This is a genomic window from Actinomycetospora succinea (genome assembly GCF_004363095.1).
Taxonomy (GTDB): Bacteria; Actinomycetota; Actinomycetes; order Mycobacteriales; family Pseudonocardiaceae; genus Actinomycetospora; species Actinomycetospora succinea.
In genome coordinates, this window is the sequence record NZ_SNYO01000004.1 from 512,357 (window position 1) to 536,345 (window position 23,989).

At 74.0% G+C, this 23,989-nt stretch carries 23 protein-coding genes; 6 read left to right on the top strand and 17 right to left on the bottom strand.

Features of this window, described 5'->3' with window-relative positions; all coding sequences use genetic code 11:
* Positions 1-88: 88 nt before the first annotated feature.
* Positions 89-1,066, bottom strand: coding sequence for an alpha/beta hydrolase (locus EV188_RS17620; protein ID WP_243741781.1), 978 nt, complete (start codon positions 1,064-1,066; stop codon positions 89-91).
* A gap of 11 nt (positions 1,067-1,077) precedes the next feature.
* Here EV188_RS17620 and EV188_RS17625 point away from each other — a divergent pair, with 11 nt between their 5' ends.
* Entirely contained in the window at positions 1,078-2,370 is a 1,293-nt protein-coding gene (locus tag EV188_RS17625) for an alpha-amylase family glycosyl hydrolase (protein ID WP_133827555.1), read from the top strand.
* Here the strand turns inward: EV188_RS17625 and EV188_RS17630 are convergent.
* A complete protein-coding gene (locus EV188_RS17630; RefSeq protein WP_133827556.1) occupies positions 2,360-3,328 on the bottom strand; it encodes an NADPH:quinone oxidoreductase family protein in 969 nt (322 codons plus the stop codon). The genes EV188_RS17625 and EV188_RS17630 overlap by 11 nt on opposite strands.
* 57 nt (positions 3,329-3,385) lie before the next feature.
* On the opposite strand from EV188_RS17630, the gene EV188_RS17635 reads away from it, so the two are divergent.
* Complete coding sequence (locus EV188_RS17635; protein ID WP_133827557.1) at positions 3,386-3,733, top strand: cupin domain-containing protein; 348 nt, start codon at positions 3,386-3,388, stop codon at positions 3,731-3,733.
* Here EV188_RS17635 and EV188_RS17640 read toward each other — a convergent pair.
* The 4 genes from EV188_RS17640 to EV188_RS17655 form a co-directional block, all read right to left on the bottom strand.
* Positions 3,718-4,956 (bottom strand): MFS transporter, encoded by a 1,239-nt coding sequence (locus EV188_RS17640; RefSeq protein WP_133827558.1) that lies wholly within the window; start codon positions 4,954-4,956, stop codon positions 3,718-3,720. The genes EV188_RS17635 and EV188_RS17640 overlap by 16 nt on opposite strands.
* Before the next feature lie 60 nt (positions 4,957-5,016).
* A complete protein-coding gene (locus EV188_RS31725) occupies positions 5,017-5,682 on the bottom strand; it encodes a hypothetical protein (protein ID WP_166659937.1) in 666 nt (221 codons plus the stop codon).
* 86 nt (positions 5,683-5,768) lie between these two features.
* A complete protein-coding gene (locus tag EV188_RS17650) occupies positions 5,769-6,218 on the bottom strand; it encodes a GNAT family N-acetyltransferase (protein WP_208114246.1) in 450 nt (149 codons plus the stop codon).
* Between the two features lie 11 nt (positions 6,219-6,229).
* Complete coding sequence (locus tag EV188_RS17655; RefSeq protein WP_133827559.1) at positions 6,230-7,345, bottom strand: uroporphyrinogen decarboxylase/cobalamine-independent methonine synthase family protein; 1,116 nt, start codon at positions 7,343-7,345, stop codon at positions 6,230-6,232.
* Between the two features lie 188 nt (positions 7,346-7,533).
* Here EV188_RS17655 and EV188_RS17660 point away from each other — a divergent pair, with 188 nt between their 5' ends.
* Positions 7,534-7,806 carry a hypothetical protein gene (locus EV188_RS17660; RefSeq protein ID WP_133827560.1) on the top strand — a complete coding sequence of 91 codons (273 nt, stop codon included), beginning with the start codon at positions 7,534-7,536 and terminating at the stop codon, positions 7,804-7,806.
* A 12-nt stretch (positions 7,807-7,818) separates the two neighbouring features.
* Here the strand turns inward: EV188_RS17660 and EV188_RS17665 are convergent, their stop codons facing one another.
* The 4 genes from EV188_RS17665 to EV188_RS17680 all read right to left on the bottom strand — a co-directional run bounded on the left by EV188_RS17665 (position 7,819) and on the right by EV188_RS17680 (position 10,984).
* Positions 7,819-7,971 carry a CsbD family protein gene (locus EV188_RS17665; protein WP_133827561.1) on the bottom strand — a complete coding sequence of 51 codons (153 nt, stop codon included), beginning with the start codon at positions 7,969-7,971 and terminating at the stop codon, positions 7,819-7,821.
* 90 nt (positions 7,972-8,061) lie between these two features.
* Positions 8,062-8,940, bottom strand: a complete 879-nt coding sequence (locus tag EV188_RS17670) for an MBL fold metallo-hydrolase (protein WP_133827562.1) — start codon at positions 8,938-8,940, stop codon at positions 8,062-8,064.
* A gap of 109 nt (positions 8,941-9,049) precedes the next feature.
* Positions 9,050-9,931 (bottom strand): bile acid:sodium symporter family protein, encoded by an 882-nt coding sequence (locus tag EV188_RS17675; RefSeq protein ID WP_133827563.1) that lies wholly within the window; start codon positions 9,929-9,931, stop codon positions 9,050-9,052.
* 84 nt (positions 9,932-10,015) lie between these two features.
* On the bottom strand, positions 10,016-10,984 hold the full coding sequence (locus EV188_RS17680) for an SDR family oxidoreductase (protein ID WP_133827564.1): 969 nt from the start codon (positions 10,982-10,984) through the stop codon (positions 10,016-10,018).
* A gap of 177 nt (positions 10,985-11,161) precedes the next feature.
* Between EV188_RS17680 and EV188_RS17685 the strand changes: the two genes are divergently transcribed.
* Positions 11,162-12,001 (top strand): helix-turn-helix transcriptional regulator, encoded by an 840-nt coding sequence (locus EV188_RS17685; protein ID WP_133827565.1) that lies wholly within the window; start codon positions 11,162-11,164, stop codon positions 11,999-12,001.
* Positions 12,002-12,071: 70 nt separating this feature from the next.
* Here the strand turns inward: EV188_RS17685 and EV188_RS17690 are convergent, their stop codons facing one another.
* Complete coding sequence (locus tag EV188_RS17690) at positions 12,072-13,352, bottom strand: HNH endonuclease signature motif containing protein (protein WP_133827566.1); 1,281 nt, start codon at positions 13,350-13,352, stop codon at positions 12,072-12,074.
* 149 nt (positions 13,353-13,501) lie between these two features.
* Here EV188_RS17690 and EV188_RS17695 point away from each other — a divergent pair, with 149 nt between their 5' ends.
* Positions 13,502-14,542: a DUF2332 domain-containing protein gene (locus tag EV188_RS17695; RefSeq protein WP_133827567.1), complete on the top strand. Its 1,041-nt coding sequence runs from the start codon at positions 13,502-13,504 to the stop codon at positions 14,540-14,542.
* A gap of 53 nt (positions 14,543-14,595) precedes the next feature.
* On the opposite strand, the gene EV188_RS17700 is transcribed toward EV188_RS17695, so the two are convergent.
* The 5 genes from EV188_RS17700 to EV188_RS17720 all read right to left on the bottom strand — a co-directional run bounded on the left by EV188_RS17700 (position 14,596) and on the right by EV188_RS17720 (position 21,733).
* Positions 14,596-16,488 carry an alkyl/aryl-sulfatase gene (locus EV188_RS17700; protein WP_243741782.1) on the bottom strand — a complete coding sequence of 631 codons (1,893 nt, stop codon included), beginning with the start codon at positions 16,486-16,488 and terminating at the stop codon, positions 14,596-14,598.
* Positions 16,489-16,523: 35 nt separating this feature from the next.
* Entirely contained in the window at positions 16,524-17,936 is a 1,413-nt protein-coding gene (locus EV188_RS17705; RefSeq protein WP_133827569.1) for a chloride channel protein, read from the bottom strand.
* Positions 17,933-18,412, bottom strand: a complete 480-nt coding sequence (locus tag EV188_RS17710; RefSeq protein WP_243741783.1) for a MarR family winged helix-turn-helix transcriptional regulator — start codon at positions 18,410-18,412, stop codon at positions 17,933-17,935. Before EV188_RS17710 ends, EV188_RS17705 begins: the two co-directional genes overlap by 4 nt.
* 37 nt (positions 18,413-18,449) lie before the next feature.
* Positions 18,450-20,276 (bottom strand): glycosyltransferase family 4 protein, encoded by a 1,827-nt coding sequence (locus EV188_RS17715; RefSeq protein WP_133827570.1) that lies wholly within the window; start codon positions 20,274-20,276, stop codon positions 18,450-18,452.
* Positions 20,277-20,407: 131 nt separating this feature from the next.
* A complete protein-coding gene (locus EV188_RS17720) occupies positions 20,408-21,733 on the bottom strand; it encodes an MFS transporter (RefSeq protein ID WP_133827571.1) in 1,326 nt (441 codons plus the stop codon).
* A 175-nt stretch (positions 21,734-21,908) separates the two neighbouring features.
* Between EV188_RS17720 and EV188_RS17725 the strand changes: the two genes are divergently transcribed.
* Positions 21,909-23,531: an AMP-binding protein gene (locus tag EV188_RS17725; protein ID WP_208114247.1), complete on the top strand. Its 1,623-nt coding sequence runs from the start codon at positions 21,909-21,911 to the stop codon at positions 23,529-23,531.
* Here EV188_RS17725 and EV188_RS17730 read toward each other — a convergent pair.
* On the bottom strand, positions 23,528-23,989 hold the full coding sequence (locus tag EV188_RS17730) for a hypothetical protein (protein ID WP_208114248.1): 462 nt from the start codon (positions 23,987-23,989) through the stop codon (positions 23,528-23,530). The genes EV188_RS17725 and EV188_RS17730 overlap by 4 nt on opposite strands.

Genomic DNA, 23,989 nt, shown 5'->3' on the forward strand with positions numbered 1-23,989 from the left:
CGGGCGAACTCATGCACCTCGGCAGGCCGGCGGGGTGCACCACGTCGCCCTTGATCTTCGGAGGTCGGCGAACCTCATGTCGCCAACCTCAGGGCTGCGGCGCGACGTACGTCCGGACGGCGTACCCGAACCACTGGTCGCGGAAGGCCCGCGCCGCGACGCTGACGGCCGCCTTGGGCACGATCGCGTCGAACCCGTGGTACGCGCCGGGGAACAGGCGGAACTCCACGGGCACGCCGGCCGCGCGCAGGTCCTCCACGTACCGCACGGTCTCGTCGCGGAACGCCTCGATGTCGCCGACGTAGGTCAGGGTCGGCGGGAGCCCGGCGAGGTCGGTCGCGCGGGCCGGCGCCGCGTAGGCGGGGACGTCGTCGGTGCCGGCGAGGTCGCCGAGGTACATCCGCCAGGCCGAGCGGTTGGTGACGGCGTCCCAGATCGGGGCGTCGTTGTCACGGGTCGACTCGTTGTCCCCGCGGTCGTCGATCATCGGGTAGATCGGCATCTGGAACGCGACGCCCACCTCGCCCCGGTCGCGGGCGTAGAGCGTCGTCGCCGCGGTCAGCCCGCCGCCCGCGCTGGCGCCGGCCACGGCGATCTGGTCGCTCCGCACGCCGAGCCGCGCGGCGTTGTCGCGCAGCCAGAGCAGGGCGGCGTAGCAGTCGTCGAGCGCCGCGGGGTACGGCGCCTCGGTGCTCAGCCGGTACGCCGGGGTGACGACGACCGCCCCGCTGCCGCTGATCAGGGGGCGGAGGCCGGCCGCCTCGTACTCGGGGGCGCCGGACGCGTAGCCGCCGCCGTGGATCCAGAGCAGGCCGGGGGCGGCGTCGGGGCGCGCCGTCGCCGACCGGTACACGAACAGCCGCAGGGTCGACCCGTCCGGCCGGGTCACGTGTTCCTCGGTGCGCGTCAGGCCGCGGGGCACGCGGGCGCGCAGCCAGGTGTCGACGGCGCCGGGCACGGACATGCCCCGGCGCAGCTGCTCCTCGGACCGCGCGGCGAGCACCCGGCCCAGCAGCGCGCCACGCCGACGCAGCTCCGGGTCGATCATGTCGCGACGAACCTGCATGCTGCTCCCTCATGAGTGCGACGTGGGCCGACCACGCGATCTGGTGGCAGGTCTACCCCCTGGGCTTCGTGGGCGCCGAACGCGAGGCGCTGCCGCCCGGCGAGCGCCCGGCACACCGTCTCGGGAAGCTCGAGGCCTGGCTGGACTACCTGCTCGAGCTCGGGTGCTCCGGCCTCGCGCTGGGCCCGGTGTTCGCGTCCGGCTCCCACGGCTACGACACCACCGACTTCTTCCGCATCGACCCGCGCCTCGGCGACGACGCGGACTTCGACGCGTTGGTGAGCGCCTGCCACGACCGTGGCATCCGGGTGCTGCTCGACGGCGTGTTCAACCACGTCGGCCGGGGCTTCGAGGTCTTCCGCCGCGCCGAGCAGGGCGACCCGGAGGCGCGGCGCTGGTTCCGGTGGCACGGGGAGAACCCCGAGTCCTTCGAGGGTCACGACCTCCTCGTCGCCCTGGACCACGACGAACCCGCTGTCCAGGAGCACGTCGGCGCGGTCCTGCGCCACTGGCTCGGGCGCGGCGCCGACGGGTGGCGCCTCGACGCGGCGTACCAGGTGCCGCACTCCTTCTGGCGCGCCGTCCTGCCGGGCGTGCGCGCCGAGCACCCGGAGGCGTGGTTCGTCGGCGAGGTGATCCACGGCGACTACGCCGCGTTCGTCACCGAGGCGGGCCTCGACTCGGTGACCCAGTACGAGCTCTGGAAGGCGATCTGGAGCGCGCTCAACGACCGCAACTTCTTCGAGCTCGCGCACGCCGTCGAGCGGCACTCGGCGATGGTCGACACCTTCGCCCCGCTGACCTTCCTCGGCAACCACGACGTCACGCGCATCGCGAGCAGGCTCGAGCACCCCGACCACCTCGGGCACGCGCTCGCGGTGCTGCTGGGCGTGGGCGGCATCCCGACGATCTACGCGGGCGACGAGCAGGCGTTCACCGGGGTCAAGGAGGAGCACGAGTTCGGCGACGACGCCGTGCGCCCGCCGTTCCCCGACGACCCCACCGGGCTCGCCCCGTTCGGCGCGCCGACCCGCGAGCTGCACCAGCGCCTCATCGGCCTGCGCCGCCGCCACCCCTGGCTGACCCACGCCCGCACGAGCGTCGAGCACCTCTCCAACACGACCCTCGCGCTGCGCAGCACCGGCGCTGAAGTCGATTCCGGCGAGTCGGTCCTCGTCCTGCTCTCCACCGACGACGGGCCCCAGCGCTTCCCGGACCTGCCGCACGGCGAGGTCCTGACCGGCGCGGACGGCGACGACCCCCTCCTGCTCCCGCCGCACGGCTGGCGCGTCCTCAGGGGATGAGCGCGATCTTCCCCGTGACCGCGCGCTCGGCGAAGCGCGCCAGCACCGCGCCGGCCTCCTCCAGCGGGTGGCGAGCCGGCGACGGCGGGTGCAGCTCGCCCCGGTCGGTGCGGGCGAGCAGGTCGGAGACGAGCGCGGTCGCCGCGGCCGGCGAGGTGCGCGCCCAGTCGCCCCAGTCGACCCCGACCACCGTGCGGTTGCCGATCAGCACCCGGTTGGCGGGCAGACGCGGGATCTCGCCGGCGGTGAAGCCGAGCACCGCGTAGCGGCCGAAGGGGCGCAGCGCGCGCAGGGCCTGCTCGGCGGCGTCGCCCCCGACGGGGTCGATCACGATGTCGGCGCCGCCGTCGGTGTGCGCGCGGATCCCGTCCTTGAGCCCGTCATACCCGATGGCGTGCTCCGCGCCGGCCTCCCGGGCGGCGCGCCGCTTGTCCTCGCTGGACGCCACGGCGAGGACCCGCGCGCCGAGGCCGTGGGCGACGTCGACCGCCGCCAGCCCGATCCCGCCACCGGCGCCGAGGACCACCACGCGCTCGCCCGCCGTGATCGGCACCCGGTGGGTGGTCGCGAACAGCAGGGTGCTGTAGCTCTCGAGCGCGGTCGCGGCGAGGGCGGCGTCGACGTCCTCCGACAGCGGGGCGACGTCCTCGGCGGGCACCACGACGTGCGACGCGTACGCGCCGAACCCCATCATCAGCGCCGCCACCCGGCAGCCGCCGAAGCGCTTGTCCACGCCCTCGCCGACCGCGGCGATCCGCCCGGCCACCGCCGTCCCGGGCGTGAACGGCAGCTCCGGTCGCAGCTGGTAGCCCCCGCGCACGATGAGGGCGTCGACGAAGCTGGCGCCGGCCGCCTCGACGGCCACGACCACCTGGCCCGGTCCGGGCACGGGGTCGGGCTCCTCGACGAGCTCGAGGCGATCGGTCGGGCCGAACTCGCGGCACAGGACACGGCGCACCGTGGCACCGTGCCAGGGAGATCGTCCCCACGACCAGCGCCACCCCGGGAGTCTGCGATGCCGTCCCTCACCCTCGTCCCCGCCGCGACCATCGCGGGCGAGCTCGCGGCCGGCGGCGTCCGGGAGGACGCCGACAGCGGCCGGCCCGCGATGCACATCCACGGGGTGATGACCGAGTCGTCGGCGAACGTCGGCGTCTGGGAGTGCGAGCCCGGGGGCTGGCCGGTCGTGGAGCGCTCGGGCACCGAGTTCTGCTACGTCGTGTCCGGGAGCGCGGTGATCACCGCCGCGGACACCGGCCGGCGGCACGACCTCGGCGCCGGCGACACGCTCGTGCTCCCACCGGGCTGGAGCGGGCGGTGGGACGTCACCCGCCGGATGCGGCTGGTCTACGTGGTGTTCTGAGCCTTCTCCAGCGGAGGAGCCAGCGGCTCGGCGGGCGCGTCGGCCAGCTCCTTCATCAGCCCCCGGCGGACCTTCGGCTGCTGCGAGAGCGCCACCGCGACGATCGTGAGCAGCACCCACATCGTGATGCTGCTGAGCACGACGAAGATCGCGGGCAGGATGATGATGCCGGACCGCTGCGCCCACTCCTGCGCGGCGAAGATGCGGACGATCAGCATCAGGTTGACGACGTAGCCGAGCACGTAGGACACCGCGAAGACGATCGCGAACTGCTTGAGCGTGCCGTCCTTGCGCCGGCGCCAGATCGGCTCGTCGCGGATCGGCACGATCACCGAGGCGATGTTGCCGACGCCGAGCCACAGCACGATGAACGAGATCATCAGGGCGCACGCCCGCAGGAACGCCTCCCAGCTCCCGGCCCGCCAGGACAGCAGCGCGCTGATGACGAACCCGATGGGCGCCACCAGGCAGATCAGCGCCAGGTTCTTGGTGATCAGCAGGTGCCAGAGCCGGGCGCCGCTCTCCAGCGCGGCGCGCACCCGCATGCCGTCGAAGCTCATCGCGTTGAGGCAGACCGCGCCACCCATGACCACCGAGACGGTCCACAGCCCCAGGTAGGGCAGGTAATGCGCCTTCGTGTCCCACTGGAACAGACGGATGACGCCGAGGTAGAGCAGCCCGAGCGCCAGGCTGATCGCGAGGCTCTGGAGCAGCGTGCGCGGCTTGCGGGTGAGCATGTAGCCGATCTCGCCGCGCAGGCCGTGGGCGAGCGCCGGGCCGTGACGCCCGACCGCGGTGCGCCCGGACAGCACGGCGTGGCCGTCGATCGAGGCGGCCCCGGGCTCGGACTCGCCGGCGTCCAGACGTGCGAGGCGGGCGTCGAGCACGGCCAGGTGCGCCTCGATCAGGGCGAGCCGGGCCACGGTGACGGCGGCCGCGGCGTCGCCCTCCGCCCGCGCGGCCTCGGCGTGGGTGACGGGCGAGTCCGGTGCGGCGTCGACGGTGTCCTCGAGCAGCGCCGAGCGCACCCGGATCCGCCGCTCGTCGCTGCCCGGGCCGAGGGGCTCGCGGCGCTCCGCGGCCCGCTGGTCGTCGAGGGCGCGCCGGACGTGGCGCCGCAGGTTCTCGACGTCCCCGCGGTCCTTCCACTTCGAGGCCAGCGCCTCGCGCTCGGCCGCGCCGGCGCGCTCGACGAGTTCGGTGAGGTCATCGACGGCGGACACGGTGCCGACCATCGCAGGCCGGGACCCGCGCGCACATCATCCCGAGCGGGTGAAGGTCGGTCAGGTGCCGAGCTCGGCGCGCAGCTCCTGCCCGACGCGGCGCAGGTGGTGCTCGCCGGCCACGACGCGGCGTCGCGCGAACGGGCCGGGGCAGAACGGCTCGTCGTCGCGCAGCAGCTGGGCGGCCCGCTCGGCGAGCCACGGCGGCTCGAGCAGCTCCAGCGACCCGGTCACCGCCTCGCCCCACACCAGGCCGAGGCGTTCCGCCGACGCCGCGGCCAGGCGGTCGCGGTGGTCGGGGAACAGGTCGGAGTCGGCGCGGGCCTGCAGCAGGTCGAGGTCGATCGGGGCTCGGCGCCCGTCGGCGAGGGCGACCGCGGTGCCGCCGACGTAGACGTGCAGGTGCGGGCGGACGCCGTTGACGCGGGGCACGCGCTCCTCGACGACGTGGGCGAGGGCCAGCCGCGCAGGCTCCGGGCCGTCGGGCCCGTCGACGAACCCGACGGTCGCCTGGACCGCCTGCGCCGTGGTCGAGGCCTCGTTCTGGTGCAGCTTCCGGAGCACCGCGACGTCACCCGCGTGGCCGGTCGACTCGAGCATCGTCATGTAGATCGCGAGCGAGAGCGGGACCGGCACCACCAGGTCGATGGCGTCCTCGGGCGGGAAGCCCGTGACCAGGTCGAACAGCCGGTCGGGACGCACCGGTGCGTCGGACGTCGACACCATGTGCGGACCACCCCCGACCGTGACCGCCATCACGGTACGGGGACTCCGGCGATCCGGCCTGTTGAACGGTTGCCCACGGCCGGCTGCTACAGCTCCTTCTCCCCGAAGAACACGGCGATGTGGTTGCCGTTGTACGGCGGGATCGGGCGGTACCCGGCGTCGGCGAACAGTGCCCGGCTGTGCCGTTGCTCGGCACCGGCGTCGAGCCGGACACGCCGGTAGCCCAGCGAGCGCGCGGCGTCCTCGAGCGCGGCGAGCAGCGCGCGCCCGACGCCGCGGGAGCGGGCGTGCGGGACGACGTACATCCGCTTGATCTCGCACACGCCGTCGTCCAGGGGCCGCAGCCCGCCGATCGCCACTGGCCGTCCCGCGGAGTAGCCCACCAGGAACCGCCCCCGCGGCGGCGCCATCTCCTCGGGCGTCGTCACCGACCCCGGGCGCGCGGCGCGCCCGGGGTACTGGGTGTCGAGGAGCGCGTTGAGCTCGGCCAGCAGCTCCCGGCCGGGCGAGGCGTCGGCGCGCTCGGTGGTGAACACGAGGGTCAGGGTCAGGAGACCCCCAGCCGTTCCGCGGCCATCCGCGTCCCCGCGACCCGGTTGGTGATCTTCTGGAACGCCACCTCGCGGGCGAAGTCCGGCGAGCCGTGGTTGGGCTTCTCGTCGATCGAGAAGGGCGAGAACCCGCAGTCGTCGGTGGACCCGATCTGCTGACGGTCGATGAAGTCCGCCGCCCGCACGAGCCGGTCGGCGACCTCGGCGGCGCTCTCGACCCGCGGGTTGCCCGGGTTGATCACGCCCAGGTAGGCCATCTGCGTCACGCCGTCCGCGTCGGTGCGCAGGTGCCGGCCGATGGATTCGTAGACCGGGTCCTTCTCCCGCTCGCTGGCGAGCTGGATGAGGAAGTAACCGGCGTTGATCTTGAACATCTCGGGCAGCAGGTTGTTGTAGGGCACGTCCGCCGAGTGCACCGAGTCGCGGTCGCCGCCGGGGCAGGTGTGGATGCCGATCCGGGTGCGCTCCTCCGCGGTGAACCGGGCCATCACGCCGTTGATCAGCTCGATGAAGTGGGGCAGCAGGCCGGCGCCGGTCCAGGGGTTGCGGGGGTCCTCGCGGGTCGCGAGCCGGCCCTCGGTGAAGTCCACCGACACCCGCGCGGCGCCGGCGTCGAACGCGAGGCGGATGTCCTTCTCGCACTCGTCGATCAGCTTCGCCTCGAAGTCCTCGCGGCTGTAGCCGTCTACCGGGTCCCTGAGGGGGTAGAGCAGGGCGAGCATCGACGGCGCGATGACCGCCTGCTTCATCGGCGTGGTCGCCTTGGGGATCGACTTCTTCAGCGAGTCGGCCGCGTAGTTGACGTACTCGAACGGGCCCTTCACGAGCTTCGGCAGCTGGCGCCCGTGCCCGTCGGCGAAGATCGCGAAGAACTGGCCGCCCGGCCCGAGCGATGGCGCGAGGCCGGTGCCGGCGAGGGTGTCGGTGATCGGGTAGGTCGCGAACGACGACCACCGCTGCTCGCCGTCGGAGATGATCGGCGCGCCCGTCGCCTCGTAGCGGGCGAGGGTGTCGTCGACGGCGGCCTCCTGCTCGACCTCGAGCGCCGCCTTGTCGATCTTCCCCTCGTCGTACGCGGCGTAGGCCTGCTGCAGCTTCTCGGGTCTCGGCATCGATCCCACCGGTTCGGTCGGGATCCCGGTGGCGGTACGCGGGTCGTAGGTGGTCACGGCGGTGCTCCAGTGGTCGACGACGCGGGGAGCCGTCGCCGAACCTAGGATGTGACCCCGATCACGTCAACGAGCCCGGCTCATCCTCGACGGGTGGGGACCCGGAGCGCGCCGGTGGCTAGAACCGACGCGTGTGCCTGCTCATCCTGCTGCTGATCCTCGGGCCCCGCGCCGTCATCGTCGTCTGGTGGCTGCTCGCTCCCGTCACGTGGAGCGTGGCGTTCGGCGGGACGCTGCTGCTGCCGATCCTCGGCTTCCTGATCCTGCCGTGGACGACGTTGATGTACGTGCTCGTGGCGCCGGGCGGCGTCGTCGGGGTCGACTTCCTGTGGCTCGCGCTGGCGCTGTTCGCCGACATCGCGAGCCACGCCGGCGGCAACGTCTACCGTCGCCGCCGGGCGTGACCCGCGGACCGGTCACTTCCCGCTGCGCTGCTTGACCTCGCCGGCGGCCATGTCCTTCTTGCCGCTGTACTCGAGCTTCTTGTTGCCCGTGGCCTGCCCGGTGACCTCCTTGGCCTTCCCCTTCACCTGCTGCGTCCGGTTCTTGGCGGTCTTGTCGACACTCATGTGATCGAGATTCCCCGGTCGTGCACGACCAGTCGTCCGCAACCGGTAAAGGGGCCGGTTGCGCTGCGAGAAGACTCCGTCCGGACGCGGTCAGGACTCCGGGCGCCGGGACGTGTCCCACGCGGCGACGTGCACCTCGGCCACCTCGTTCGGGCCGACCTTCCAGCTGGGGTGGCGGGCGAACAGGAGCGTGTCGTGCCCCGGGACGATGCGGTCGAGGTCGCCGCCGAGGTGGCGGTGGATCTCGCCGTAGGTCATGAGCATCGAGTACGTGTTGCCGTTGGTGTAGCCGCTCGGCCACATCTCCTCGACGTTCGAGTACCACATCACCGCGTCGCCGGCGACGACGTAGCGCCCGCCCGAGGTGTCCACCGAGATCCACTGCGTGCCGAACGTGTGGCCGTCCTTCGACAGGTGCCCGCGGATGCCGGGAGCGAGCTCCTCGTCGTCGCCGACGAACAGCAGGCGGTGGTCGCGGGCGAGCTCGCCGAAGACGCGGGCGTCGTCGCGGTCGAACGACGAGGTGATCCAGCTCTCCTCGCCGAGCGGCGTGTAGAGGTCGGGCAGGGCCAGGGCCTTGAGCCAGCCCTGGTACTCGTCCCACTGCACGTGGACCTCGGCGTTCGGGAACGCCCCGACGTTGTTGGCGTGGTCGAAGTGCATGTGCGTCAGGAAGATCTTCTCGATCTCCGCGGGGCGCACGCCGACCTTGCCCAGCACCGTCTCCGGCGGCTCCCAGTCGTAGAAGCCGAACCGGTGGATCCACTTGTCGGCGTGGAACCCGGCGTCGACCAGGTAGTGGTGGACGGTGCCGCCGTCGACCCGCCCGCTGACCAGCACGTAGATCATCGGCGACGCGGACACGCCCTCGCCGCTGTGGATCGGGACGCCGCCGAAGAACTCGCGCGGCAGGTCGACGTGCGAGAAGCACAGCGGGCGGATCGAGTAGTCGGGCAGTGACTCGGACATGGGGCGGCCTCCAACGACGCGGACGCCCCCCGTCCCGGTCCGGATCGCAGCGCGCACCGGTGTCGACGGTCCAGAGCGGTGTCCGACGGTGCTGGACACCGGGACCGGCTCACGCCGCGACGGTCGGCTCCCGGTCCGGGGCGCGGCGCGAGAGCAGGTAGCCCACCCCGGCGGCGAGCGGGAACATGATCACGCCGTAGACCGCCGCCGGCACCGCGAGCCGCTCGTCGCCGAGCACGGTCAGCGCCACCGCGATCGCGAGCGTGCTGTTGTGGATGCCGATCTCGAAAGCCGACGCCACCGACTGCCGGTGACCGACGCGGAACAGGCGCGGCACGAGGAACCCGGCGCCCAGGCTGACGAGGCAGAACAGCGTGGTGACCAGGCCGACGTCGGCCAGGTACGTCCCGAGGTTCTCGCGCTCGGCGAGCAGCGCGCCGGCGATCACGAGGACGAGGACGACCGCGGAGAGGATGCGTACCGGGCGCTCGGCGCGCTCCGCCCACGCCGGCGCCAGGCGCCGCACGAGCATGCCGAGCGCGACCGGCACCAGGACGATCGCGAACACCTGAAGGATCTTGTCGAACTGCAGGCCGACGGACGCGTCGACCGGCGGCGCGAACCACCCGACGGCCAGCGTGACGACCAGCGGCAGCGTCACCACGGCGAGCACCGAGTTCACGGCCGTGAGCGTGATGTTCAGGGCGACGTCGCCGCGGAAGAGGTGGCTGAACAGGTTCGCCGTGGTGCCGCCGGGGGAGGCGGCCAGCAGCATCATGCCGACCGCGAGGACCGGGCTGAGGCCGAAGGCCACGACCAGCGCGAAGCAGATCGCCGGGAGCAGCAGGATCTGCGTCGCGAGCGCGACCCCGACGGCCCGGGGCTCCTTCGCGATCCGCCCGAAGTCGCCGACGGTCAGCGAGAGCCCGAGCCCGAACATCACGACAGCCAGGGCGAGGGGCAGGCCGACGGTGGTCAACGCGGTGTCCATCGGCCCTCCCCGGGCGCCGGCGGCGGATGTGGTCATGGTCGGACAGAATCGACCATCCGGACAAGCCTCGCCGGGAGCGGACGCCTACGTGGTCGGCGGACCCGCCGGCACCGGGGACGACAGCGAGAGCCCGGTGAGCTCCTCGGAGACCTCCCACACGCGGCGGGCCTCCTCGGCGCTGCGCAGCGGGGCGTACAGCTTCTGCTCGGCCGGCGGGCCGCCGAGGTTCCCGAGACCGCCCGGCCCGTAGAACCGCCCGCCCCGGGCGTCCGGGCTGGTCGCGGCGTAGAGGGCGGGCAGCCCCGCGGACTCGGCCGTCCCGACCAGGACGCCGCGCGCGGCCATCGCGCCGATTATGCGCCGGCCCAGGGTGGGCTGCTCGCGGCCGAGCTCGGCGCGGGCGGAGAGCAGGTTCGTCGGGGCGACGCCCGGGTGGGAGATGTTGCTGGTGATGCCCCAGCCGCCGGCCTGGCTGCGCCGCTCGAGCTCGAGACCGAAGAGCCCGAACGCGATCTTCGACTGGGCGTAGGCGCGCATGCCGTCGTAGGAGCGCTCCCAGCCCAGGTCGTCCCAGTGGATGGTGCCGCTGCGCGCGGCGATGCTGACCTGGGACGTCACGCGGGCGCGGCCGGCGCGCAGCAGCGGCATCAGGTGGGCCACCAGGGCGACGTGGCCGAGGTGGTTGGTGCCGAACTGCACCTCGAACCCGTCGGCGGTCGTCTGCCGGTCCGGCGGGGTCATGACGCCGGCGTTATTGACCAGGATGTGGATCGGCCGGTTCTCCTCGCGCAGGGTCGCGCCGAGCGCGGCGACGGACGCCAGCGAGGACAGGTCGAGCGCGCGGAGCGACACGGTCGCCTGCGGGGCGCGCTCGCGGATCCACGCGAGCGCGGCCTGGCCCTTCTGCGGGTTGCGCACCGGCAGGACGACCTCCGCGCCGGCCTGCGCGAGCCTCGTCGCGATGCCGAGTCCGATGCCGTCGCTCGCTCCGGTGACGACGGCGCGCTGCGGCGCCAGACCGGGGATCGTGATGTCGGGACGGGTGCGGGGCATGTCGGTGGTCCTCTCGTGACCGGGGTGCGTGTCACCAAGCGTCGGCCGTCGCGGGGACGCCAACCACGGCCTGCCGATCCGTGGCTCACGGGTCCGTGACGGGGGGATCGACGGGCCGTGGTTACGGGGCGGGGTCGCCGGTAGGAACGGGGTCGGCACCGAGGAGAGGGCGTGGCGATGATCGACCGAGCCGGGCTGGCGGGGTTCCTGCGGCGTCGCCGGGAGTCGCTGCAACCGGACGACGTCGGGCTCCCGCGCGGGCAGCGCCGCCGGACCGCGGGGCTGCGCCGGGAGGAGGTCGCGGCGCTGTGCCACATGTCGACCGACTACTACTCCCGCCTCGAGCGTGAGCGCGGGCCGCAGCCGTCGGAGCAGATGATCGCCGCGATCGCGCAGGGGCTGCACCTGTCGCTCGACGAGCGCGACCACCTGTTCCGGCTCGCCGGGCACCACCCGCCCCTGCGCGGCGGGGTCGCCGAGCACGTCAGCCCCGGCATGCTCCGGGTGCTCGACCGCCTCGACGACACCCCCGCCGAGATCGTCACCGAGCTCGGCGAGACGCTGCGCCAGACCCGGCTCGGCGTCGCCCTGACCGGCGACACGACCAGCTTCACCGGGCCGTTCCGCAGCATCAGCTACCGGTGGTTCGCCGACCCCTCGTCCCGTGCGCTCTACGCGCCCGAGGACCACGACTTCCTGTCGCGGATGTGGGCGTCGGGACTGCGCGAGGTGCTCGGACGACGGGGCCGGGACTCCCGCGCGGCGTACCTCGCGGACCTCCTGCTCGCCGACAGCGAGGAGTTCCGCGCCGTCTGGGACGAGCACGAGGTCGGCCTCCGCCCGCAGGGCGTCAAGCACTTCGTCCACCCCGAGCTCGGGCGCCTGGACCTGACCTGCCAGACGCTGCTCGACCCGGAGCAGTCGCACGCGCTGCTGGTCTACACGGCCGCGCCGGGCAGCGAGAGCCACGAGAAGCTCCAGCTGCTGTCGGTGATCGGCGCGCAGGCGCTGACCTGAGGTCCGGGGCTCGCCCGTCGCGGGAGGCGAGCTCTTTCACGGGAACGCTTCGGTTTCCGAAGCGTTCCGCTCAGGTCGGGACCCGGGGTCGTCCGCCGGGTCGGGGTCGTCGCTCGGTGTCGATGATCCAGGGCGGGGTGAACCAGGGCCGGCCGTTGATCATCTCGATGGTCCAGTGCCCGTGGTGCATCAGTTGGTGGTGGTAGCGACACAAGAGGCACATGTTGTCGAGCGCGGTCGCGCCGCGGTGCTGCAGCCATTCCTGGACGTGGTGGGCCTCGCAACGTCGTGGTCGTCGGGTGCAGCCGGGGAACGCGCAGCCGCCGTCGCGGTGGTTCAAGGCCCGCCGGATGGCATCGGGCGCGGTGCGCTGGCTGCGTCCGACGTCGAGGGGTTCGGACCTGGCGCCGAGGATCATGGGGATGATCTCGGCGTCGCAGGCCCACCGGCGGACCGTGGCGGCGTCGACGTGGTGCCCGGAGTCGAGCGTGCCGTAGCCGCCCTTGCCTTTGAGCGCCTCGCCGCCCGCCTCGTCGTCCGCCTCGTCGTCCGCCTCCGTCGGCGCGTCGGCCTCGACGCCCGCCGGATCAGGGTTGTCGTGCTCTTTGCGGGCGTCGGTGGCCAGACCTCGCGGGCCGCAGGCGTCCTGCGTGAGATCCTTGAACGCATCCGCCTGCCGCCGCGGCAGCGTGCGCTCGTCGTCGGCGCCGCACTGGGCGGCGAGCACCCCGAACACCTCGACCGCCGCCTCGGCATCCAACGGGTCGTGCAGCGTCCCCTTGAACACCAGCGACCCGTCCTTGCACCGCAACAGGTGCATCTCGTCACGGCTCGCCTCGCCGTCGGGCGGAGCGGCGCCATCGGGGTCGTAGAAATCGATGAACCCCTTCGCCAACTGCCGCAACATCCGCGGCGGCAGCACCTGCGCCTTCTCCGCGAGGGTCTCCTCCACCCCGGGCAGCTCGTCCGGCGGCGGCGGGGACGCCAACCCCGACAGGTGAGCCATCGTCTCCCGGATGATCTTCACGTGCGCCGGGTCGATCAGCCCCGCCGACAGCGCCTCACCGGTGCGCGGCAGCCGCGCCGGCAGCTTCTCGCCCAGCAACGACGACCGCGCGCACAAGTCCGCCGCCTCCATGACGAGCCGCTTGGCGTCGGCGAGGTCGAGGTTGTCCCGGTCGGCGATCAGCGACTCGGTCGAGCGGTACCCCGCCGACACCGCTGTGCCCAGATCAGCGAGCGCGGCGATGCTCTCGAGACGCTGGAAGTAGGCCCGCCGTTGAGCGAGCACGCTGGCCGAGGCGCGGCCCAGCGCGTCGCGCTCCGCCGCGCCCACCACGTATTCGCTCATGTGTTCGAACGTAGACCCGACCCCCGACAGCGCCGGGCCCGTTCGCCGGGACCGCCTCAACAACTTCCGCGCCGTTCCGGCGACGGCCACCCCTCGAGCGAAGGTGCCCTTCGCTCGGAACCAGATCCGGGCTGCGGTACGACTGACGCGTGGGGAGGGCGCGCACGCTCGCGGAGCGGTACCGGCGCTACGGCGAGGTGGACATGGCCGGGATGTCGCCGGTCCACGAGCGCGTCGCGATCGCGCTGAGCGAGTCCCCCGACGCCTTGCGGGCCATCGAGACGGCGCCGGCGCGCCGGCGGGCGCCCGCGCTGGTCCTCGCCGCGCTGCACGACCTCGCCCTCGCCGGGCGCGCCCCGGCGCTCGCAGCCGCCTACGCCACGAACGACGACGAGGCCGCCGCAGAAGCCGCCCTCGACACCCTCCGCGAGACGCCCGACGCCGTCGTCGCACGGCGACCGGTGCGCACCCCGATCGGCCACGCCCCCGTCCTCCGTCCCCTCGTCGCCGAGGCCGCGCACCGCGTCGGCGCCACCGCGATCGGGCTCGTCGACGTCGGCTGCGACGCCGGGTTCGACCTCACCGTCGACCGCGTCGGCGTCACCTACGCCGCCGGATCGAGCGACCCCGCGTCGCCGGTGCAGCAGTGGGCGTCGGTCGTGGGTGATCGCCCCGTCCCGACCCGGGCGATCCCCGACGTTGTCGCACGCATCGGCATCGACCTCGACCCGGTCGACGTCGCCGACCCCGACGAGGCCCGCTGGCTGCGCGCCTGCCGGCCCCCGGACGAGGACCGGACGCTGCTCGCCGCGCAGATCGCCCTGGCCGCCACGACGGCGCGGACCCTGCTGCGCGGCGACGCCGTCGACCTGCTCCCGGACGCGCTCGACCGCGTACCCGGCGACGCCCTGCCCGTCGTCACCACGACGTGGACGCTGTCGGCCCTGCCGCTCGAGCGCCGCCTGCGGTTCCTGCAGTGCCTCGACGCGGCCGCGACCGACCGGCCGGTGGCGTGGGTGTCGGTCGAGGGCGTCGGGGTCGCGCCGGCCGTGCCGACGATGGGCGACCGCCCCGCCTCCGGGCACAGCATCCTCGGCCTGGTGATCTTCACCCACGCGGAGACGCACGCCCGGGCGCTCGGTCGGTGCTGGTCCCGCGGCCGCCTGCTGTCCTGGCTGGTCGATCCCTAGAGCCCATCGGCAGGTTCGGGATGGCCCCGACGTGGGCGGTCACCGCACATCGATCAGGGCGTGACGATCGCGAAGCCGGGGTCGGGGGGATCGAGGACGCCGAGCGTCGTCGTGACGACGTCGCCCGCGCCCTCGACGCTCCACCGGCCGGACGCGGCGAGGTCGTCGGGCGTCGCGGCGCCCGCCAGGACGGCGAGGAGGTCGGCGCGCCCGACCGTGATCCGCGCGTCGGAGCCGCCGCGCACGGTGCCCTCGCCGTGAGTGAGGACGCCGTGGGCGAGCCGGGTCCAGTACGCCGTGCCGTCGATCGTCCAGTCGGCGGCCAGAGTCAGATCCCAGGCCTTGGGTCCGTCGATCTGGATGGCGATGCTGTCGAAGAGCTGCGCGAGCGTGAGCTGGGCGATCATGTCGGGCGACGCCGTGGTGGTCGGGGTCCCCGCGGTGACGCCGCGGAGCTCGGCGGCACCGGTGAGGAAGAAGTTGCGCCAGGTGCCGTTCTCGGCGCCGAAGCCGAGCTGCTCGAGGGCGGCGGCCTCGAGCTCACGGGCGTCGGTGTTGCCCGGGTCGGCGAACACGAGGTGGCCGACCAGCTCGGCGACCCAGCGGAAGTCGCCGGCGTCGAAGGCGCGGCGGCCGGCGGCGAGGACCGCGTCCGGACCGCCGATGACCTCGACGTAGCGGCGTCCGGCGGGCTGCGGCGGGTGGCGCCAGAGGTTGGCGGGGTTGCCGTCGAACCAGCCCATGTAGCGCTGGTAGACGGCCTTGACGTTGTGGCTGACCGAGCCGTAGTAGCCGTGGGTGTTCCAGGCGGCCTCGAGGGAGGGCGGGACCTCGAGCATCTCGGCGATCTCGGCGCCGACGAAGCCCTTGTTCAGCAGCCGCAGGGTCTGGTCGTGCTGGTAGGCGTAGAGGTCGCGCTGCTCGGAGAGCAGTCGCTCGATCCGCTCGCTGCCCCAGGTGGGCCAGTGGTGCGAGGCGAATTCGACGTCGGTGTCGTCGGCGAACAGCTCGATCGCCTCGGTGAGGTAGGCGGCCCACGCGCGCGGGTCGCGGACCAGGGCGCCGCGCAGGGTCAGCAGGTTGTGCAGGGTGTGGGTGGCGTTCTCGGCCATGCACAGCGCCCGCCGGTCCGGGAAGTGGAAGTTCATCTCCGCGGGCGCCTCGGTGCCCGGGGTGACCTGGAAGACGATCCGGACGCCGTCGAGGGTCTCTTCCTGGCCGGTGTGGGTGATGTCGAGGGTGGGCGGGATGAGGGTGACGGTGCCGGTCGAGGTGGTCATCCCGAGCCCGGCGCCCATCTGCCCGGTCGGGCCCGGGGGCAGTCCGGCGCCGTACATGTAGGCCGCGCGGCGGCTCATCGCGGCGCCGGCGTAGACGTTCTCGGCGACGGCGTGCTCGGTGAACCCGTGCGGGGCGAGGACCGGGACGCGGCCGGCGGCCACGTCGTCACCGGAGACGACGCCGCGCACGCCGCCGAAGTGGTCGACGTGGCTGTGGGTGTAGATCACGGCCGTGACGGGGCGGTCGCCGCGGTGCTCCCGGTAGAGACGGAGCCCGGCGGCCGCGGTCTCCGTGGAGATGAGCGGGTCGATGACGATGACCCCGCGGTCGCCCTCGATGATCGTCATGTTCGACAGGTCGAGCCCGCGCACCTGGTAGATGCCGTCGGTGACCTCGAAGAGCCCGTGGAGGGCGACGAGCTGTCCCTGCCGCCACAGGCTCGGGTTGACGGTGTCGGGCCGCGGGCCGGACAGGGCGGGGGTCCAGGTCTCGGCGTTCCAGACCACCCGACCGTCGTCGGCGTGCACGAGACCGTCCGGGATCGTGCCCAAGTAGCCGCGGCGGGCGTCGTCGAACGCCGTGTCGTCGGCGAAGGGGAAGCGGGCGGTCAGCGCGGACACCGCCGCCACGATCTCGGGGCGGGCGGTGGGGGAGGTGTCGGCCACGGACCCGACAGTCCCGGCGGACAGCCGCCGGCGCCTCATCCGTGGCGGGTGGATCCTGCGACGCGGTCGGGCTCGGGCGCGTCGATGTCGACGCCGCGGCGCAGCAGCTTGAGCGTGTAGATCGTCTTGTGGGAGACGAGGTGGCTCAGCCCGGTCGCGAGGACGACGGCGATCATCAGGGGCAGGATCACGTCGTAGTCGCCGGTCAGCTCGAACACGATGAGCACCGCGGTGATCGGCGCGTGGGCGGCGCCGGCGAACACCGCGGCCATCCCGACCAGCCCGAAGGCGCCGGGCGCGAGGTGCAGGCCCGGGAACAGCGCGGCGGCGAGCATCCCGAACGCGGTGCCGGCCATCCCGCCGATGAACAGCGACGGCGCGAACACGCCGCCGGAGCCCCCGATGCCGATGGTCAGGCTCGTGGCGAGCATCTTCCCGACGAGGAGCAGCAGCAGGAACCCGACCGCGTACTGCCCGGCCAGCCCGTCCTCGAGCACCGGGTAGCCGACGCCGTAGAGCTGCGGCAGCGCCAGCAGCACCGCGCCCAGCACGACGCCGCCGACGGCCGGGCGCAGCCACTCGGGGCCGCGCCAGAGCACGTCGCAGAGGTCCTCGACGCCGTAGAGCACCCGCGCGAACCCCCACCCGAGCAACCCGGCGAGCAGCCCGAGCCCGGCGTAGAGGAGCAGCTCGGTGGACGAGCCCAGCGTGTAGTGGGGGAGGTGCAGGATCGTGTCGTCGCCGACGAGCAGGCGGGCGACGACGTTCGCGGTCACCGACGAGATCACCAGGACGCCGAACGCCTCCGCGGCGAAGGCCCGCAGGATGATCTCCAGGCCGAACACCACGCCGGCCATCGGGGCGTTGAACGTCGCCGAGATCCCGCCGGCGGCGCCGCAGGCGACCATGAGCACGAGCCGGCCGGCGGGCACCCGCAGCGCCTGGCCGATCGAGCTGCCCAGCGCCGACCCGATCTGCACGATCGGGCCCTCGCGGCCCACCGAGCCGCCGGTGCCGATGCACAGAGCCGACGCCAGCGCCTTGACCCCGGCCACGCGCGCCGGGATCCGGCCCTCGTTCCGGGCCACGGCGACCATCACCTCGGGCACCCCGTGACCGCGTGCCTGCGGCGCGAACCGCGTGACCAGCGGCCCGTAGAGCAGGCCGCCGAGGACGGGCGCGAGCAGGAGGAACCACGGCCCGAGGGCGGGCAGGTGGGTGCTCGCGACGCGGCCGGCGTCGGAGAAGTCCTCCCGCCCGGTGACGAGCCAGGTGATGCCCAGGATGAGGTACCGGAACGCCACGGCGCCCAGGCCCGCGCCGACCCCGATGATCAGCGCGAGCCCGACGAGCCCGGGCCGCGACGCGGTCAGCCAGCGGTGCAGCGTCCGCGCCGCGCGCGCCGGACGGCCCGGTGCCGGGGTCTCCTCGTCGACGGACGCGGTCACGGGGCCACCACGCTGTCCGTCCAGTCCCGCTCGGGCACCTCGTCCGCGGCGTCGGCGAGGGAGCGCAGGCCCTCCACGACGGCCGCACGGCGCCCGGTGGGCACGCCCGCGAGCAGCGTGCGCAGCTCGTCGCGCCGGCGGCGGCTGACGTCGTCGACCAGCGCCCGCCCGGCCGGCGACAGGGACACCGCGACGGCCCGGCGGTCGTCGGCGGGGCGCTCGCGGACCACGAGGCCCTTGCCCTCGAGCCGCCCGCACATCCGGGTGCAGGTCGGCGGCGTCACGGCCAGGGCCGCCGCGAGCTCCGCCGACCGCATCCCGCCGCGCTGACCGAGCACGACGAGCGCCCGGTACTGCGGCAGCGTCACGTCCTCGTCGACGGCCGCGAGCGAGCGCACCACCACCGCCAGCAGCGCCCTGCTCGCCGTCATCACCGCGTCGACGAGCTCATCGCCCGGCTCCTCCAGTCGTTGCACAGGCTAATTGTTGCCCTGGGCAACGCTGTCGGCAAGTTCAGTGCCGGACGAGCCGGCCGTCCCGCCCCATCGCGCCCCGGGTCACCGCGGCGAGGTAGACGTCGGCGATCTGTCCCGCGAGCACGTCGAGGTCGTGGGCCCGCGCGAGCCGCGGCCCCCGGACGGCGGCGGCATCCCGGCGCTCCCGGTCGGCGTGCACCGCCAGCAGGGCCTCGGCGATCGTCGCGGGGTCGGGCCGGTCGGGCACCAGGATGCCGACCGCCGCCGGCACGACCTCGCGCAGAGCCGGCGTGTCCGGGCCGAGCACCGGGGTGCCGACGGCGAGCGCCTCGAGCGCGACGGCCCGCGCCGCCTTCTCCGGGGCGCCCGGCGGCACCACCGCGAGGCGCGCCGCCGCCACGCGCGCGTGCCGGGCGTCGCCGTCGGGCTCGGCGGCGAACTCCACCTGCTCGCCCAGGCCCAGCTGCACCGCGCACTGCCGCAGGACGGCCTCGTGGGCGCCGCAACCGATGAGCACGAGCCGGCCGGTGATCGCCGGGCCCGTGCGCGCCCAGGCGTAGAGCAGCGGGCGCACCACGTCCGGGCCGGCGCCGAGGCGCCCGACGCGCACGACGACGTCGTCGCCGCGCCGGCGGGGCGCGGTCCAGAGCGCCGCCGGGTCGATCCCCTCGCCGACGACCGCCACGTGGGCGCGGGAGCGCGCGGCGGCGAGGGCGTCGGCCGCGGCGGGGGAGCGGACGACGACCGAGCGGTGGCTGCGGATCGCCCACCAGCGCAGGCGCAGCAGCGAGGCCGACCGGTCCGCCGGCTCCGGGTCGGGCAGCCATGTCGCGAGCGCCACCACCGGGCGCGTCGTCCAGCGCGGGAGCGCCAGCGGGCCGGGCGAGGCGACGAGCTCCTCGACGACGACGTCGGCGCGGGTGTCGCGGGCCGCGAGGATCGCCGCCGCGACGTAGCCCAGCATCCGCCCGGGCCGGGTCCAGCCGCGGCGCACGGGGTGGGTCCAGCGCACCATGCCGGCGCCGTGCGCCTCGATGCGGTCGTGGGCGCCGGGGAACCGGGGGCTCAGGACCGTGACCTCGTGCCCGGCGGCGCCGAGACGGCGGTGGAGCTCGGCGGAGGCCTCCGGCTCGGCGCCGGCGAGGTGCAGGACCCGCAGGGTGGGTCCCCAGGCGGCGGGGACCGGCGGGGGTGGGTCCACCTCGATCGTCGCGTACGGGTCGTCGGACCCGGGGGTCGCGAGGTCGCCGGGCGGGCGCACCACGGGGTCGACGGCCAGGGCGGCCCGCGGCGTCCCGGCGCGGACGTGGGCCACGAGCAGCGGCAGGCCGGCCAGGACGACGGCGATGACGCCGACCGCGACGAGCCACGCCGGCACCGACGTCCGCGCCACCGCGAGCACCAGGAGCACCAGGCCCGCACCGACCAGCGGCCCGCGCACGCTGCGCGGGGCCGGCACGCCGGCGAGCGACCGGTGCCGCCACCGCACGATCACGCCGAGCAGTCCCGCGCCCGCGATCGCGCCGCCGGCGGCGCCCACCACCGGCCCGGCCCACCCGGCGGGCGCGATCTCCCGGCCGATGGCGAGGCCCTCGCCGAGCAGGACCCCGGCGCCGACGAGGCCCGTGCCCGCGGCGACCCGCGTCCCGAGGGCGAGGAGGCGCCACACCCCGACCGCCGTCAGCCCCACCCCGGCCAGCACCACGGCCCCGCCGGCGAGCACCAGCTCCGGCGGCGAGGCCGCGGGGACGGCCGGGCCGATCAGCGCCGGCGGCACGGTGCCCACCACGGCGACGACGGGCAGCAGCACCCGCAGCACCGCGTCCGGCCGGTCCTGCGGACCCACCGCGATCCCCACCGACATGCACGCCCTCCCGGGACGGTCCACCCCACCGGTGACCGAGCGTCCCTCGGTCACGCCCCGTGCAGGGCGGGGGTCCGGAGAGTCCAACGAGGCGATCTCGGAAGGGTGTCGCCCGGGTCGGGAGCCGGGCCTCAGGCGGCGACCGCCTCCCGTTCCCGGGTCGAGGCCTTGTACGGGTCGGGGGAGAACAGGGCCGCGACGATCGTGATCAGCACCATCGCGGACATGTAGACCGCGATCCAGCCCCAGCCGCCGGTCGCGTCGAGCAGCGCGGTGGCGATCACCGGCGCCAGCCCGCCGGCGAACACGCTCGCGCCCTGCGCCCCGATCGACGCCCCGCTGTAGCGCACCTCCGGCTCGAAGAGCTCGGAGAACCAGGCCGGCTGCGGCGCGTAGACCGCCGAGTTGCCCACGTTCACCGCGATGACGGTGGCCAGGATGATCCAGGGCAGCTCACGCGTGTCGAGCGCCCAGAAGTACGGCCAGCTCATGAGCAGCAGCACCAGCGAGCCCCACAGCACCACCGGGCGCCGCCCGAACCGGTCGGCGGCCCAGCCGTAGAACGGGATGCTGAGCAGCCCGAGCGCCGAGGACACGATCACCGCGAGCAGCAGGTCGCTGCGCGCGAGCCCGAGCACCACGGTGCCGTAGGTCAGCACGAACGTGGTGTGGATGTAGAACGTGCTGTTCTCGGCGAACCGCAGGCCCGCCGCCCGCAGCACGTTCAGCGGCTGGCGGCGCAGCACCGCGACGATCGGCTGCCGCTCGATCTTCCCCGCCGACTTCGCCTGCTCGAAGACCGGCGACTCGGCCACGCGCAGCCGGATCACGATGCCGACGGCGACCAGGACGATCGAGGCCAGGAACGGCACGCGCCAGCCCCAGGCCAGGAACGCCTCGTCCGACATCAGCGCGGACATGATCAGCAGCGACAGGTTCGCGGTGAGCATGCCGGCCGGCACCCCGGTCTGCGGGAAGCTCCCGAAGAACCCGCGCCGCTTCGGGGGCGCGTACTCGACCGCCATCACCGCGGCGGCGCCCCACTCGCCGCCGAGCCCGATGCCCTGCACGATCCGCAGGAGCACGAGCAGGATCGGCGCCGCGATCCCGATCGTCGCGTAGGTCGGCAACAGCCCGACGACGAACGTGCCGCCGCCCATCATCACCACCGACAGGACCAGCATCGACTTGCGGCCGATCCGGTCGCCGAAGTGCGCGAAGATCACGCCGCCGAGCGGCCGGGCCACGAAGCCGACGCCGAAGGTGGCGAGCGCGAGCAGCGTGCCCGTGAGCGGGTCCGCCGAGGGGAAGAAGAGCTTCCCGAACACCAGCGCGGCCGCGGCGCCGTAGACGAAGAAGTCGAACCACTCGATGGACGTGCCGATCAGCGTCGCCGCCGCCACGCGGCGGGTCTCCTTCGCCGTCGGGGTGTGCGGTGCGCTCGGAGCGGGATGCATCGGTGAACCCCTGTCCGCCGTGGGAGTCGGTCGCCGTGTGTGACGGACACCATACGGAGCGCTTCGCCAAATCACCAGGAGGTGCGCCCTCCGGACGATCGAGACAGCTTTCGGCGACGTCCACCTCGCCCTACCGTGAAGGAGGTCACACTTCCGGGATCGCGGGGGAGTCGTCGTGGAACCACCGTTGCTGCGCCCGGCCGCGAGCTACGACGAGCTCTGGCGCCAGGTCGACTTCGCCACTCTGCCGATCCCGGAGCGGTTCAACCTGGGCGTGGCGTTCGCCGACCGGCAGGACCCCGACGCGCGGGCGCTCACGGTCGTCGAGGTCGACCGGACCTCGCGCGACCACACGTTCGGCGAGGTCACCACGGCGTCGAACCGGCTCGCGAACGCCCTCGCGGCCCTCGGCGTCGGGCGCGGCGACGTCGTCGGGCTCGTCAGCCCGGCGTCGTTCGAGACCGGCGTCGGCTTCGTCGCGATGTTCCGCATGGGTGCGATCGCGCTGCCCCTGTCGTCGCTGTTCGGGCCGGACGCCCTGCGCTTCCGCCTGCGGAACGCCGGGGCGAAGGCCGTCGTGACGGCGGCGGCGAACGCGGACCGCGTGCGCGAGGCCCTCGACGACGGCGGCGAGCAGATCCCGCTGCTGGTGATCGGGAGCCAAGAAATCGGACTGAGCGGCCCGGAGTCGTTCGAGGACGCCCTCGCCGCGGCGTCGCCGGAGTTCACGCCGGTGGACACGGCGGCCGAGGACCCGGCCTTCCTCATCTACACCTCGGGCACCACCGGCGACCCCAAGGGCGCGCTGCACGCCCATCGGATCGTCTACGGGCACCTGCCGGCCTTCGAGGCGGTCTACGAGTTCTTCCCGCAGGCGCACGACGTGATCTGGTCGCCCGCCGACTGGGCGTGGATCGCCGGGATCATGGACATCCTCGCGCCCGCCTGGTTCCACGGGCTGCCCGTCGTCGTCGACCGCGAGCCCGCGTTCACCGCGGAGCGCGCGGTGTGGCTGATGCGCGAGTTCGGGATCACGCTGACCCTGCTGCCCGCCACCGCACTGCGGGTGATCCGCGCGTCGGGCCTGGAGGGCGGCGGGTTCGCGTTCCGCTCGATCTGCTCCGGCGGCGAGGCCCTGGGCGCCGACCTGCTGAAGTGGAGCGAGGAGTTCTTCGGCGCGACCGTGAACGAGGGCTACGGGCAGACCGAGCTCAACGCCTGCATCGGCAACTGCGCCTCGGTCTATCCCATTCGCCCCGGCTCGCTGGGCAAGGGGCTGCCGGGCTTCACGCCGGTGGTGCTGGACGAGGACGGCGAGCCGGTGATCGACACGGTCGGCGAGCTCGCCCTCGACCGGCGGACCCCGTCCACGATGCTCGAGTACTGGCGCAACCCGGAGGCGACCGCCGAGAAGTACCGCGGCGAGTGGCTGCTCACCGGCGACCTCGCCCGCCAGGACGCCGACGGCTACGTCTGGTTCGAGTCCCGTAAGGACGACGTCATCAACTCGGCGGGCTACCGGATCGGGCCCGGCGAGATCGAGCAGAGCCTCGGCGGGCACGACGCCGTCGCGATGGCCGCGGTGGTCGGCGTGCCGGACGAGCGGCGCGGCCAGGTGCCGAAGGCGTTCGTGGTGCTGAGGCCGGGGGTCACCGCGTCCCCCGAGCTGGCCGGCGAGCTGCGCGCCCACGTCCGGGCACGCCTGGCCGCCCACGAGGTGCCCGCGCACATCGAGTTCCTCGACGAGCTGCCCCGCACGACCACGGGCAAGATCCTCCGACGGGCGCTGCGGGACTAGGCGGCCACACCCCGCTGCCCGACCGCGCCGCGCAGGCCGACGCAGCCGACGCACCCCACGCAGTCGACACAGTCGACGCACCCGATGCAGCCCACGCAGCGCGTGCAGTCGACGCAGGCCAGCGTGGCCACGCACAGCCGCAGCCGCGCCCCGAGCACCGTGAGCAGGCTGCCCAGGATGGCGACGCTGCCGGCCGTGCCGGCGCTGCCGGCCACCGCGACGCTTCCGGCCGTGGCCGCGCTGCCCGCGACCGCGACGCTGCCGGCCGTCGCGGCGCTGCCCGCCACGGCGATGCTGCCGGCCGTGCCCGCGCTGCGCGCCACGCCGACGCTGCCGACGGTCGAGGTGCTCCCGGCGACCGCGACGCTGTGGGAGGTGTCGACGCTCGCCGCGACCGCGACGCTGTCGTCCGTGCCGGTGCTCGCGACGGTGCTCCCGGGGTCCTGGTCCTCGGCCAT

Bases quoted from the DNA above. Each gene is read 5' to 3' on its own strand.
- EV188_RS17620 (WP_243741781.1), bottom strand. From the start codon at position 1,066: ATGCAGGTTCGTCGCGACATGATCGACCCGGAGCTGCGTCGGCGTGGC.
- EV188_RS17665 (WP_133827561.1), bottom strand. From the start codon at position 7,971: ATGAGTGTCGACAAGACCGCCAAGAACCGGACGCAGCAGGTGAAGGGG.
- EV188_RS17690 (WP_133827566.1), bottom strand. From the start codon at position 13,352: ATGAGCGAATACGTGGTGGGCGCGGCGGAGCGCGACGCGCTGGGCCGC.
- EV188_RS17730 (WP_208114248.1), bottom strand. From the start codon at position 23,989: ATGGCCGAGGACCAGGACCCCGGGAGCACCGTCGCGAGCACCGGCACG.
- EV188_RS17685 (WP_133827565.1), top strand. From the start codon at position 11,162: ATGATCGACCGAGCCGGGCTGGCGGGGTTCCTGCGGCGTCGCCGGGAG.
- EV188_RS17715 (WP_133827570.1), bottom strand. From the start codon at position 20,276: ATGTCGGTGGGGATCGCGGTGGGTCCGCAGGACCGGCCGGACGCGGTG.
- EV188_RS17670 (WP_133827562.1), bottom strand. From the start codon at position 8,940: ATGTCCGAGTCACTGCCCGACTACTCGATCCGCCCGCTGTGCTTCTCG.
- EV188_RS31725 (WP_166659937.1), bottom strand. From the start codon at position 5,682: ATGGTGTCGACGTCCGACGCACCGGTGCGTCCCGACCGGCTGTTCGAC.
- EV188_RS17635 (WP_133827557.1), top strand. From the start codon at position 3,386: ATGCCGTCCCTCACCCTCGTCCCCGCCGCGACCATCGCGGGCGAGCTC.
- EV188_RS17625 (WP_133827555.1), top strand. From the start codon at position 1,078: ATGAGTGCGACGTGGGCCGACCACGCGATCTGGTGGCAGGTCTACCCC.
- EV188_RS17720 (WP_133827571.1), bottom strand. From the start codon at position 21,733: ATGCATCCCGCTCCGAGCGCACCGCACACCCCGACGGCGAAGGAGACC.
- EV188_RS17680 (WP_133827564.1), bottom strand. From the start codon at position 10,984: ATGCCCCGCACCCGTCCCGACATCACGATCCCCGGTCTGGCGCCGCAG.
- EV188_RS17655 (WP_133827559.1), bottom strand. From the start codon at position 7,345: ATGCCGAGACCCGAGAAGCTGCAGCAGGCCTACGCCGCGTACGACGAG.
- EV188_RS17675 (WP_133827563.1), bottom strand. From the start codon at position 9,931: ATGGACACCGCGTTGACCACCGTCGGCCTGCCCCTCGCCCTGGCTGTC.